Consider the following 12,730-nt stretch of genomic DNA (forward strand, 5'->3'; position numbering starts at 1 on the left):
TTGGTATCAGGTACGGTATTCCGCGTTGATCTTCACGTACTCGTGGGACAGGTCGGTAGTCCAGATGGTTTCGCTGCACTCGCCGCGGCCCAGTTCGATGCGGATGGTGATTTCTTCCTGCTGCATCACAGCCGAGCCCTGGGCTTCGGTGTAGGTTTCGGCACGGGCACCGCGGCTGGCGATGCATACGTCGCCCAGGAACACGTCGATCTTGCTCACGTCCAGGTCCGGCACGCCGGCACGGCCAACGGCGGCCAGGATACGCCCCCAGTTAGGGTCCGATGCAAACAGTGCGGTCTTGATCAGCGGCGAGTGAGCCACGGTGTAACCCACATCCAGGCATTCCTGATGGTTGCCGCCGCCATTGACTTCAACCGTGACGAACTTGGTCGCGCCCTCGCCGTCGCGCACGATGGCCTGGGCCACCTCCATGCACACTTCAAACACGGCCTGTTTCAACGCCGCAAACAGCGGGCCTTCGGTGGACGTGATTTCCGGCAAGTTGGCCTGGCCAGTGGCGATCAGCATGCAGCAGTCGTTGGTGGAAGTGTCGCCGTCGATGGTGATGCGGTTGAACGACTTGTTGGCGCCATCGAGCATCAGGCGCTGCAGCACATCGCGGGAGACTTTGGCGTCGGTGGCGATATAACCGAGCATGGTGGCCATGTTCGGACGGATCATGCCTGCGCCCTTGCTGATACCGGTCACGGTGACGGTCACGCCGTCATGCACGAACTGGCGGCTCGCGCCTTTTGGCAAGGTGTCCGTGGTCATGATGCCGGTGGCCGCAGCCGCCCAGTTATCCACAGACAGGTCATCCAGCGCAGCCTGAAGGGCGCCTTCGATTTTTTCCACTGGCAGCGGCTCACCGATCACGCCGGTGGAGTACGGCAGCACTTGGCTGGCGTCCACGCCGGCCAGTTGCGCCAGCTTGGCGCAGGTGCGCGCAGCCGCCACCAGGCCAGGCTCGCCGGTGCCGGCGTTGGCGTTGCCGGTATTGGTCAGCAGGTAGCGAATCGACCCGGCCACCCGCTGCTTGGCCAGGATCACTGGCGCGGCGCAAAACGCGTTGAGGGTGAATACACCTGCCACGGTCGAGCCTTCGGCACAGCGCATCACTACCACATCCTTGCGCCCCGGGCGCTTGATGCCGGCCGAAGCGATACCGAGTTCAAAACCGGCGACCGGGTGCAATGTGGGCAAAGGACCAAGACCAACAGCCATGTATGCGCTCCTTGAAATAGATGATGTCTGTGCCGTCGCTATCGACGGTGGGAATTAATGGCAAAACGCCGCGACGGCTGGTGCCGGTCGCGGCGCGGGGGCGTTGCAGCGTCAGGCGAAAATCTTATTCGATCTGGCCGTGGCAGTGTTTGTATTTCTTGCCCGAACCGCAGAAGCACAGCTCGTTGCGGCCCAGTTTCTGATCATTGCGAACCGGGCTTTGAGCCAGGGCCACGTCGACCTCTTCACCCAACGCTTCAGGCGCTTCCAGGCCCGGAGCCTCGTCATGCTGGAACTGCATGCGCGCAGCCAGCGCCTCGGCTTCCTGACGCAGGCGTGCCTCTTCCTCGATCGGGTCTTCGCGACGCACTTGAACGTGGGACAGCACGCGAATCGAATCGCGCTTGATCGAATCCAGCAGCTCGGAGAACAGCGTGAACGACTCGCGCTTGTACTCCTGCTTCGGGTTCTTCTGGGCGTAACCGCGCAGGTGGATGCCGTGACGCAGGTGGTCCATGGTCGACAGGTGGTCTTTCCACAGGTCGTCCAGCACGCGCAGCACGATTTGCTTCTCGAAGGTGCGCAGTGCTTCGGCACTCGCCTGCTCTTCTTTCTCGTTGTACGCGGCCAGCAGTTCGGCCATCAGTTTTTCGCGCAGGGTTTCTTCGTACAGGTGGTCGTCTTCGTCCAGCCATTGCTGAACCGGCAAGTCGACACCGAAGTCGCTCTTCAACGCGGCTTCCAGGCCGGCAACATCCCACTGTTCAGGCAGGGACTGTGGCGGGATATGGGCGCTGACGGTGGCGTTGAGCACGTCCTGACGGAAGTCAGCGATGGTCTCGCCAATATTGTCGGCGGCCAGCAACGTGTTACGCATGTGATAGATCACTTTACGCTGTTCGTTGTTGACGTCATCGAACTCGAGCAGTTGCTTGCGAATGTCGAAGTTGCGGCCTTCGACCTTGCGCTGGGCTTTCTCGATGGCGTTGGTCACCATGCGGTGCTCGATCGCTTCACCGGACTGCATGCCCAGGGCCTTCATGAAGTTCTTCACCCGATCAGAGGCGAAGATGCGCATCAGGCTGTCTTCCAGCGACAGGTAGAAACGGCTGGAACCGGCGTCCCCCTGACGGCCGGCACGGCCACGCAGCTGATTGTCGATACGGCGCGATTCGTGACGCTCGGAGGCGATCACCTGCAAGCCACCGGATTCCAGCACGGCCTGGTGGCGCTTCTGCCAGTCAGCCTTGATCTGGGCGATCTGCTCAGGGGTCGGGTTGTCGAGCGAGGCCACTTCCACTTCCCAGTTGCCGCCCAACAGGATGTCGGTACCACGACCGGCCATGTTGGTAGCGATGGTCAGCGCGCCAGGGCGACCGGCCTGGGCAATGATCTCGGCTTCCTTTTCGTGGAACTTGGCGTTGAGTACCTTGTGCTCGATGCCTTCCTTGTTAAGCAGGTTGGACACGTGCTCGGAAGTTTCGATAGTGGCGGTACCCACCAGGATCGGGCGGCCCTTGGCCATGCCGTCCTTGATATCGTTGATGATCGCCGCGTATTTCTCTTCGGCAGTCAGGAACACCAGGTCGTTGTAGTCTTTACGCGCCAACGGTTTGTTCGGCGGAATGACCATCACGGCCAGGTTGTAGATCTGGTGGAATTCGAACGCTTCGGTGTCGGCCGTACCGGTCATGCCGGACAGTTTGTTGTACAGACGGAAGTAGTTCTGGAAGGTGGTGGACGCCAACGTCTGGCTTTCGGCCTGGATGTTGAGGTGTTCCTTCGCTTCGATGGCCTGGTGCAGGCCTTCGGACAGACGGCGACCGGGCATGGTACGACCGGTGTGTTCGTCAACCAGCACGACCTGGCCGTCCTGCACGATGTATTCGACGTTGCGATGGAACAGCTTGTGGGCGCGCAGGCCGGCGTACACGTGGGTCAACAGGCCCAGGTTGTGCGCGGAGTACAGGCTTTCACCCTCGGCCAGTTCGCCGATCTGGGTCAGCATCTCTTCGACGAACTGGTGACCGGCTTCGTTGAGTTCGACCTGGCGGGTCTTCTCGTCGATGGTGAAGTGACCTTCTTTGGTCACCACGCCTTCGACTTCCTCGATGTGCTGCTCCAGGCGCGGGATCAACTTGTTGATCTCGGTGTACAGGCGCGAGCTGTCTTCGGCCTGACCGGAGATGATCAGCGGCGTACGGGCTTCGTCGATGAGGATGGAGTCGACTTCGTCGATCACGGCAAAGTTGAGTTCACGCTGGAATTTTTCTTCCATGCTGAACGCCATGTTGTCGCGCAGGTAGTCGAAACCGAATTCGTTGTTGGTGCCGTAGGTGATATCGGCGGCGTAGGCAGCGCGCTTCTCTTCCGGCGGCTGGAACGGCGTTACCACGCCGACGGTCAGGCCGAGGAATTCATACAGCGGGCGCATCCAGTTGGCGTCCCGGCGGGCCAGGTAGTCGTTCACCGTCACAACGTGCACGCCCTTGCCGGACAGTGCGTTGAGGTAAACGCCCAGGGTTGCCACCAGGGTCTTGCCTTCACCGGTACGCATTTCGGCAATCATGCCTTCATGCAAGGTCATACCGCCGATCAACTGGACGTCGAAGTGGCGCATGCCCATAACGCGCTTACCGGCTTCGCGGGCGACCGCGAAGGCTTCGGGCAGCAGCTTGTCGAGGGTTTCACCTTTGGCTATGCGGGCCTTGAACTCTTGGGTCTTGGCGCGCAATTGCTCGTCCGACAGAGCAACCATCTGCTCCTCGAAGGCATTGACCAGCTGCACCGTCTTGAGCATGCGTTTGACTTCGCGCTCATTCTTGCTTCCAAAAAGTTTCTTTAACAAAGGCGCAAACATATCGGCAGGTTCTTCCACACATAGGGATGGAGGGCGCACCGTGAGTGGCCCGAGCAGCCCTCACGGCCGCATTGCGAACGCGCATTCTACCCGGAATCGTGGGTGAGGAAAGTAACGTTGTTTCCCGATGCAGGCGCGGCGCTATGAGAGGGCTTGTTTAAAATAAGGGCTTTTGCGCGAACTTCAACCCATAGAGCGCAGAAGTTACTTATTGATTTCATGGGTAAAGCCCAGCCAAGGCATGGCCGCGGGGCGTACCGGCGCTTTCTGGTAAGATAACCGCTCTGTTACCTAAGGTGTCTAAACATGGCATTTCGCCCTCTTACAGCCCGCGCTCCCGGCGTGTTGCTTCGCGAAGCCAAGCCGTTGAAAGCCATCTTTGGCCATGCGCAACGCTTGGGTCGTTTGCAGCGCCTGCTTGAAAGCCAGTTGCAACCGGCCGCACGTGAGCATTGTCATGTGGCGTCCTGGCGAGAAGGCAATCTGCTATTAATTGTCACTGATGGCCATTGGGCCACACGCTTGCGCTATCAGCAAAAACGCTTGCAGCGCCAGTTGATGGTCTTTGACGAGTTCGCCGGTTTGACGCGCATTCAGTTCAAGGTACAGCCGCCCACCGTGCCGCAAGGCGCAGTGGGGCATACGATGGACCTGTCGGAAAATGCGGCCGAAACCCTGCAGGCAACGGCCGAAGGGATCAGCGACCCAGGCTTGCGCGCAGCCCTGGAACGGCTGGCCGCCCATGCCCGGCCCAAAGCCTGAACACTACTTGCGTTTGCTGCCGCCCAGCAACGAGCCCAACAGGCCACGCACCAACTGGCGCCCCATTTGATTGGCCGCCTGCTGCATGGCTGACTTCAGCGCCTTGCCGGCAGTAGTCCCCAGGAATGCACCGGCCTTGTCGGTAAAGCTCGGTTCTTCGGCGGTCGGTGCGGTTTCCTCGGTGGGCCCAAGTTCCTTGCGAGCCATCAGCACTTCATAGGCCGACTCCCGGTCAACCGGCTTGTCATAGCGGCCCAACAGCGGCGAACTGGCGACCAACGCCGCACGCTCTGCTGTGCTGAGCGGTCCGATCCGCGATTGCGGGGGAGCAACCAGTACGCGCTGGACGACTTCCGGGGTGCCCTTTTCCTGCAAGGTTCCCACCAACGCCTCACCCGTCCCCAACTCTGTGAGCACCGACAAGGTATCGAAGGTCGGGCTGGGCCGGAAACCGTCGGCCACCGCCCGCAGGGATTTCTGCTCTTTGGCGGTGAACGCGCGCAAACCATGCTGAATGCGCAAACCCAGTTGCGCCAGCACCGTATCCGGCAAGTCGCCCGGCGATTGGGTGACAAAGTACACGCCGACGCCTTTGGAGCGGATCAAGCGTACGACTTGCTCCAGACGTTCCTGCAAGGCTTTTGGCGTATCCGCGAACAGCAAATGCGCCTCGTCGAAAAACAGCGCCAGCAGCGGTTTGTCGGCATCGCCACGCTCCGGCAACTGCTCAAACAACTCTGCCAGCAGCCACAACAGGAAGGTCGCGTAGACCTTCGGCGCTTCATGCACCAGCCGGCTGGCATCGAGCAGATGAATGCGCCCGCGGCCATCGCTGGCCGGTTGCAGAATATCTTCAAGTTGCAGGGCCGGCTCGCCAAACAAGGCTTCGGCGCCCTGCTGCTCCAGCACAGCCAGGCGTCGCAACAGCGCCTGGCTGGAACCGGTGGTCATCAACGCCGCGTCTTCACCCAGCAGCTCCGGGTGATAGCGCAGGTGATTGAGCAGTGCCTTGAGATCCTTGAGGTCCAGCAGCAACAGACCTTCGCGGTCGGCCACCTTGAAGGTCGCATAGAGCGCCGATTGCTGGCTGTCAGTCAGCTCCAACAAGCTGCCGAGCAACAACGGGCCCATTTCGCTGATGGTGGTGCGCAGCGGATGACCGGACTGCCCGTGGATATCCCACAGGGTGACCGGATACGCCTGGGCCGTGTAATCCAGGAACGGCATACCGGCAATGCGCTCGGCCACTTTGCCCTGAGGGTTGGCGGCGGCGCCCAGGCCACAGAGGTCGCCCTTGATGTCAGCGGCGAACACCGCCACGCCCGCATCACTGAAGGCTTCGGCCAGGCGCTGCAAGGTGACGGTCTTGCCGGTGCCGGTGGCGCCGGCGATCAACCCGTGACGGTTGGCCAGGCGCATGGACTGGGCGATGGGCTGGCCGTCAAGGCCGGCACCGATAAGCAGTTGTGTGGAGTCAGGCATTTCGTCACCTATGGTTAATCTTTAGTGCCGCGAGGTCGATATAGACGGATGTAAGCCCGACAAAGACTAAAAAATGGTCAGATAATTCCGATATGGACCAACGGAGCTATCACCAGAAATACCACACCTTTTTTAACGCTGCCATTTTGCGCCTCCCCTATAGGACGCGCCTCGGATATTAAGACCTTAGCGGACCCTACAAGCCATGAATAAAAATCTGCGCTTCAGCCACAAGATCCTGCTTGCAGCCTCCCTTATCGTCATCGCCGCCTTCGCGTTGTTTACCCTTTACAACGACTACCTGCAGCGCAATGCGATTCGTGACGACCTCAATAACTACCTGCACGAAATGGGCGACGTTACCGCCAGCAATATCCAGACCTGGCTCACCGGGCGTATCGCCCTGGTGGAAAACGCTGCGCAAAACATTGCCATCAATCCTGAACCGTCCGTGGTTGCCAGCCTGCTGGAACAGAAAGCGCTGACGTCTTCGTTCATGGCGACCTACGTGGGTGACAGCCAGGGCACCTTCACCATTCGCCCTGACACCAAGATGCCCGACGGCTTCGACCCGCGTGTTCGCCCCTGGTACAAGGGCGCCCAGGCCAGCAATGGCTCAACCCTGACCGAACCTTATATAGACGCGGCCACCGGGCAACTGATCATCTCCGTGGCCACCCCCAGCGCCAAGGGCGGCCAAAGTATCGGTGTGGTAGGCGGCGACCTGAGCCTGCAAACCCTGGTGGATAACATTGGCGCGCTGGATTTCGGCGGCATGGGTTATGCCTTCCTGGTCAGTGCCGACGGCAAGGTGCTGGTGCACCCGGACAAAACCCTGGTGATGAAGACCCTGGCTGACGTGTATCCAAAGGACACGCCGAAGATCAGCAGCGACTTCAGCGAAGTACAAGCCAACGGCAAAACCAACATCGTGACCTTCACCCCGATCAAGGGCCTGCCATCGGTGAACTGGTACCTGGGTGTGTCGGTGGATAAAGCCAAATCGTTCGCCATGCTCAGTGAGTTCCGTACATCAGCCGTGATCGCCACGATCATCGCGGTGGTGATCATCATCGCCTTGCTGGGCATGTTGATCCGCGTGCTGCTGCAACCGCTGCACCTGATGACCCGGGCCATGCAGGACATCGCCGACGGCGAGGGTGACCTGACACGGCGCCTGATCATCCAGAACAACGATGAGTTCGGCACCCTGGGTACGGCCTTCAACCGCTTCGTCGAGCGCATCCACACCTCGATTCGCGAAGTGTCGTCAGCCACCGAGCAGGTCAATGAAGTGGCGCTGCGCGTGGTCAGCGCCTCCAATTCGTCGATGGTCAACTCCGACGAACAAGCCAACCGCACCAACAGCGTCGCCGCCGCCATCAACCAACTGGGTGCCGCCGCCCAAGAGATCGCGCGCAACGCTGCGCAAGCCTCCAATCAGGCCAGCGACGCCCGGCATTTGGCTGAAGACGGCCAGCAAGTGGTTGAGCGCAATATCAAGGCAATGACGCAGTTATCGAGCATGATCAGCGCCTCCAGCAGCAATATCGAAGCACTTAACAACAAAACAGTGAATATCGGCCAGATTCTGGAAGTGATCACCAGCATTTCCCAGCAAACCAACCTGTTGGCGCTCAACGCCGCCATCGAAGCGGCGCGCGCCGGGGAAGCCGGGCGTGGCTTTGCGGTGGTGGCCGATGAAGTGCGCAACCTGGCCCATCGCACTCAGGAATCGGCGCAACAGGTGCAAACGATGATCGAGGAGCTACAAGTGGGCGCGCGCGATTCGGTCAGTACCATGAGTGAAAGCCAGCGTCACAGCCTGGACAGCGTTGAAATCGCCAACCTGGCCGGTGAGCGCTTGAACAGCGTGACCCAGCGCATTGGCGAGATCGACGGCATGAACCAGTCGGTCGCCACCGCCACTGAAGAACAGACCTCGGTAGTGGAGTCGATCAACATGGACATCACCGAGATCAACACCCTCAATCAGGAAGGGGTGGAAAACCTGCAATCAACGCTGCGCGCCTGCTCGGACCTGGAACAACAGGCCTCGCGCCTGAAGCAATTGGTGGGTAGCTTCCGGATCTGAGGTCCCCCACCTTAATCCACCTGTAGGAGCGAGCAAGCTCGCTCCTACACAGTGCATTTGTCCGCTCCCGCCACCTTCATCCTGCGAATCTAAACCGAACATCTATCCTTACCTCAGGTCCATCTAGGGAGAGCAATGGATCGGAGGGATGTTCATCGTGCATATCGCTGACATAACCATGTTCTACGCCCCGGCAAGCGGTGGCGTACGCACTTACCTCGATGCCAAGCATCGACGTCTGGCGCTCAAGCCCGGGATTCGCCATAGCCTGTTGATCCCCGGCGCGCACTTGAGCGAACAGGACGGGGTCTTCAAAGTACCGGCCCCTGCCCTGCCCTTTGGCAAGGGTTACCGCTTCCCCCTTCGCCTGGCGCCCTGGCGAAATGTCCTGCACGATTTACAGCCCGATCTGATCGAGGTCGGCGATCCATACCTGACTGCCTGGGCCGCGCTGGATGCCCGGCGTCAGTTGGATGTGCCGGTCATCGGCTTCTACCACTCCGACCTGCCGCTGCTGGTGAGCAACCGCATGGGTCCCTGGTTTACTCCCAACGTTGAAGCCTATGTCAGCAAACTCTATGGGAATTTTGACCGGGTGCTCGCCCCCAGCCAGGTAATGGCCGACAAACTCAGTGGACTCGGGGTAAAAAACGTCTTCGTCCAACCCCTGGGGGTTGACCTGCACACCTTCACCCCGGATGTGCGCGACCCCGGCCTGCGCGCCGAACTGGGGATTGGCGAGGATACGCGGCTGTTGATCTTCGCCGGACGCGGTTCCAAGGAGAAGAACCTGCCGGTACTGCTCAACTGCATGAAGCGCCTGGGCGAGGGCTACCACTTGTTGCTGGTGGGCTCCGGTATGCCAGCCAGCGTGCCGGACAATGTCACTGTGATAGATGGTTTCCGCCCCGCTCACCATGTCGCCCGGCTGATGGCCAGCGCCGACGCTTTGTTGCATGGCGGCGACCAGGAAACCTTCGGCCTGGTGATTCTGGAAGCCATGGCCAGTGGCATCCCGGTCGTCGCCGTCGCGGCCGGGGCCTTTACCGAGATTGTCGATGAGCGCTGTGGCCTGCTGTGTGCCCCCAACGATCCCAAGGCGATGGCCGATTCGGTGCGCGAACTGTTCAGCACCGACAGCCGGCGTTTGGGCGCCCAGGCTCGGCGCCATGTCGAGCAGCATTACGCGTGGGACACGGTGGTCGACAGCCTGCTGGGGCATTACCACGCGGTGCTGGGCAGTCACAAGCCGATGCTCGCCCATGGCTGAACCTGCGCTGATGCTGGTGCTGCACGACGTGGCACCGAGCACCTGGGCCGACTACCGGCCCTTTGTCGAGGCCGTCGATGCCTTGGGCAACGTGCCCATCACCTGGCTGGTGGTGCCGGACTTCCATCACCATGATGCCCTGGCAGCCCACCGCGATTTTCGCCAGCTGCTCGACAGCCGCGTCGCCAAGGGCGACGAACTCGCCTTGCACGGCTATTACCACTGCGACGACCAACCTGCGCCGCGTTCGCCGAAAGAGTGGTTCATGCGGCGCATCTACACCCATGAAGGCGAGTTTTACCAGTTGTCCGAGGCCGAGGCGTTACGGCGTCTTACTGCCGGCATCGAAATATTCCAGCGCAATGACTGGCCGTTGCACGGCTTTGTCGCCCCGGCCTGGTTGATGAGCGAAGGCACCCGCCAGGCGTTGCGCCAGTTACCGCTTTGCTACACCAGCGACCCGCAGCATCTTTATCGCCTGCCTGACTTCACTCCTATCGATGCCCCGGGTCTGGTCTGGAGCGCCCGCAGCGCCTGGCGCCGCAGGCTGTCCAAAGTGCTCAGCGACCGGCGCGAACAGCGCTGGCGCGAGGCCCCGCTGATCCGATTGGGATTGCACCCGGTGGACATGCGCCACGAGTTTTCCCGTCGTTATTGGCTGCAAACCCTGCAACGCCTGCTCAACGCGGGTCGTCGCCCCCACACCAAGGCCGCCTGGCTGAAGACGCTGTCATGAGCCGACTGATCTGGCTGCTGCTGGCCCTCTTGGTCGCGCTGTTGATACCCGTATGGCTGGGCGGCGGCGAAACGGTTGCGCGCCTGCGGCAGTTTCCCTTACCCCAACTAGTGGGGATGTTTGCCATGATTATCGGCTGCTGGCTGATCAACAGCCTGCGTCTGCGCCTGTTGCTGGGCGAGCAAGGCAGCCAACTGGGACGGCTCAAAAGCCTGGGGGCAGTGATATCGACCGAGTTCGCCATGTGCGCCACGCCCGGCGGCAGCGGCGGACCGCTGACCCTGATGGCGTTGTTGGCGCGCAATGGCATACGCCCTGCCCGTGCGAGCGCGGTATTCGCCATGGACCAGTTGAGCGATTTGCTGTTTTTTCTGTGCGCCTTGGCGGGAATCGTTTTGTATGCGCTGTTCCATAGCCTCAACCCGCGCCTGGAATGGTTGCTGGGGCTCAGTGTCATATCGATGATCGGCGGGATCATCAGTGGCCTGGCGGTGGTGCGTTTTCATCGTCGGCTGATGCGCCTGGCCGGCGCGATGCTCAAGGCCATTAGGGTAAGGGCCCCCACCCGTCGGCGCTGGGCTCGCAGGTTGCTGCGTTTTCTCGCGGCGTTCACTGCCACACTGAAATTACCCTGGCCCTTGTTGCTCGGAGTGTTCGCGCTGACCAGCCTGCATTGGTTGTTGCGCTACAGCGTGTTGTACCTGGCGCTGCGCGGTTTGGGCGGGGATGTGCAGTGGGCCTTGAGCTTCCTGATCCAGATGCTGTCCCTGACGGCGGGGCAGTTCAGTCTGTTGCCGGGCGGGGCGGGTGCAGCAGAGCTGACATCAGCGGCCTTACTGGCCCCCATGGTCGGCAAGTCCACTGCGGCAGCGGCAATCCTGATCTGGCGGGCGGTCACCTATTACTTCTATCTGCTGGCCGGCGCCCCGGTCTTTGTGCTGATGGTCGGCAAACCGCTGTTCAAGCGTCTTTTACAGGGTCGAGAGGCGGCTCGTCCTGCGCCTGCAGCTGTTCCCACAAACGGGCCGCATCGGGAAACTCAGTACCATCCTCGGCGCCCAGTGCCTGCGGGTCGTAGCGACTCAGACAACCCTCGCCCACCGTAGCGGGCGCGCTGGAGGTGGCTTTATCGAGTGGATCGGTCATAGAGGCCTCCTTGATAGCAGGAATAAAAAAGGGCCTGAGGAGTTTTACTCCCAGGCCCCTGCTTATTCAACCAAACCCGAACGATCAGAACACCACGGTCTTGTTGCCGTGTACCAATACCCGATCTTCCAGGTGGTAACGCAGGCCACGGGCCAGCACCATCTTCTCGACGTCCCGGCCAAACCGCACCATGTCTTCGATGCTGTCACTGTGGCTGACACGCACCACGTCCTGTTCGATGATCGGGCCGGCGTCCAGCTCTTCGGTGACGTAGTGGCACGTCGCGCCAATCAATTTCACGCCGCGCAGGGAAGCCTGGTGATACGGCTTGGCCCCAACAAACGATGGCAAGAAACTGTGATGGATATTGATCACCTTGCCGGCGTATTCGCGGCACAGTTCAGGTGGCAGGATCTGCATATAGCGCGCCAGCACCACCACATCCGCTTCGTGCTGCTTGACCAGGCGCGACACCTCGGCGAATGCCGGCTCCTTGTCCTGCGGGTTGACCGGTACGTGGTAGTACGGGATGCCATGCCACTCGACCATGCTGCGCAGGTCGTCATGGTTGGAGATCACGCAGGCGATCTCGCAGTCCAGCTCGTCGCTGTGCCAACGGTGCAGTAGATCTGCCAGGCAGTGGGATTCGCGGCTGGCCATCAGCACCACGCGTTTTTTCTGTTCCGTGTCGGTGATGTGCCAGGTCATCGAAAACTCTTCAGCGATGGGCGCAAACGCCTCGCGGAAAGCTTCCAGGCCAAAGGGCAGCGTATCGGCACGAATTTCGTGACGCATGAAAAACCAACCGCTGAGATCGTCCGAGTGATGGCTCGCCTCGGTGATCCAACCATTGTGGGAAGCCAGAAAGTTACTGACCTTGGCAACGATGCCAACCCGGTCCGGGCAAGCAATCACCAGCCGAAAAGTGCGCATTAGGGGGAAACTCCAGAACTTCGCAAAGGCCGCTATTCTAGCGATTGCGCAGAAAAACTGCAGTATTCCTTGCGCCTTATTCTGCAGCCGCCTGGTGGCAACAGCCCTTAATAGCGTAAGGCTTTACCATCGCTATATGACCGTACAACGGCACGCCCAGACAGTTAGCGAAAAATTAAGGTATTTATCTTTCGGCGTAACGGCTGCCAATTAACACTTTTG

Annotated in this window: 9 protein-coding genes and 1 pseudogene; 6 read left to right on the plus strand and 4 right to left on the minus strand. The window is 60.5% G+C overall.

The features are described from left to right. Positions 1 to 6: 6 nt before the first annotated feature. Both argJ and secA read right to left on the minus strand, forming a co-directional pair. Positions 7 to 1,224, minus strand: coding sequence for a bifunctional glutamate N-acetyltransferase/amino-acid acetyltransferase ArgJ (argJ, locus tag LJX92_RS21075; RefSeq protein ID WP_005790945.1), 1,218 nt, complete (start codon positions 1,222 to 1,224; stop codon positions 7 to 9). 124 nt (positions 1,225 to 1,348) lie between these two features. After that, positions 1,349 to 4,084: a preprotein translocase subunit SecA gene (gene secA / locus LJX92_RS21080; protein WP_005790947.1), complete on the minus strand. Its 2,736-nt coding sequence runs from the start codon at positions 4,082 to 4,084 to the stop codon at positions 1,349 to 1,351. Positions 4,085 to 4,390: 306 nt separating this feature from the next. On the opposite strand from secA, the gene LJX92_RS21085 reads away from it, so the two are divergent. Continuing rightward, positions 4,391 to 4,846 carry a DUF721 domain-containing protein gene (locus LJX92_RS21085; protein ID WP_005790949.1) on the plus strand — a complete coding sequence of 152 codons (456 nt, stop codon included), beginning with the start codon at positions 4,391 to 4,393 and terminating at the stop codon, positions 4,844 to 4,846. 3 nt (positions 4,847 to 4,849) lie between these two features. On the opposite strand, the gene LJX92_RS21090 is transcribed toward LJX92_RS21085, so the two are convergent. Then, positions 4,850 to 6,328 (minus strand): helicase HerA-like domain-containing protein, encoded by a 1,479-nt coding sequence (locus LJX92_RS21090; protein ID WP_228308911.1) that lies wholly within the window; start codon positions 6,326 to 6,328, stop codon positions 4,850 to 4,852. 349 nt (positions 6,329 to 6,677) lie between these two features. On the opposite strand from LJX92_RS21090, the pseudogene LJX92_RS27150 reads away from it, so the two are divergent. The 5 genes and pseudogenes from LJX92_RS27150 to LJX92_RS21110 form a co-directional block, all read left to right on the plus strand. Next, a pseudogene (locus LJX92_RS27150) lies at positions 6,678 to 7,517 on the plus strand (cache and HAMP domain-containing protein); the annotation flags it as partial. 141 nt (positions 7,518 to 7,658) lie between these two features. Continuing rightward, positions 7,659 to 8,423: a methyl-accepting chemotaxis protein gene (locus LJX92_RS27155; RefSeq protein WP_371920269.1), complete on the plus strand. Its 765-nt coding sequence runs from the start codon at positions 7,659 to 7,661 to the stop codon at positions 8,421 to 8,423. Between the two features lie 148 nt (positions 8,424 to 8,571). Beyond that, positions 8,572 to 9,693, plus strand: a complete 1,122-nt coding sequence (locus tag LJX92_RS21100; RefSeq protein ID WP_228308912.1) for a glycosyltransferase family 4 protein — start codon at positions 8,572 to 8,574, stop codon at positions 9,691 to 9,693. Further along, positions 9,686 to 10,429: a DUF2334 domain-containing protein gene (locus tag LJX92_RS21105; protein ID WP_228308913.1), complete on the plus strand. Its 744-nt coding sequence runs from the start codon at positions 9,686 to 9,688 to the stop codon at positions 10,427 to 10,429. The genes LJX92_RS21100 and LJX92_RS21105 overlap by 8 nt, the downstream gene beginning before the upstream one ends. Further along, entirely contained in the window at positions 10,426 to 11,535 is a 1,110-nt protein-coding gene (locus LJX92_RS21110) for a lysylphosphatidylglycerol synthase transmembrane domain-containing protein (RefSeq protein ID WP_228308914.1), read from the plus strand. The genes LJX92_RS21105 and LJX92_RS21110 overlap by 4 nt, the downstream gene beginning before the upstream one ends. A 124-nt stretch (positions 11,536 to 11,659) precedes the next feature. Here LJX92_RS21110 and purU read toward each other — a convergent pair whose 3' ends face one another. After that, a complete protein-coding gene (gene purU / locus LJX92_RS21115) occupies positions 11,660 to 12,508 on the minus strand; it encodes a formyltetrahydrofolate deformylase (protein ID WP_005790961.1) in 849 nt (282 codons plus the stop codon). Positions 12,509 to 12,730: the final 222 nt, after the last annotated feature.

Origin of the sequence: Pseudomonas sp. HN8-3, assembly GCF_020790195.1 — a bacterium.
Taxonomy (GTDB): domain Bacteria; phylum Pseudomonadota; class Gammaproteobacteria; order Pseudomonadales; family Pseudomonadaceae; genus Aquipseudomonas; species Aquipseudomonas synxantha_A.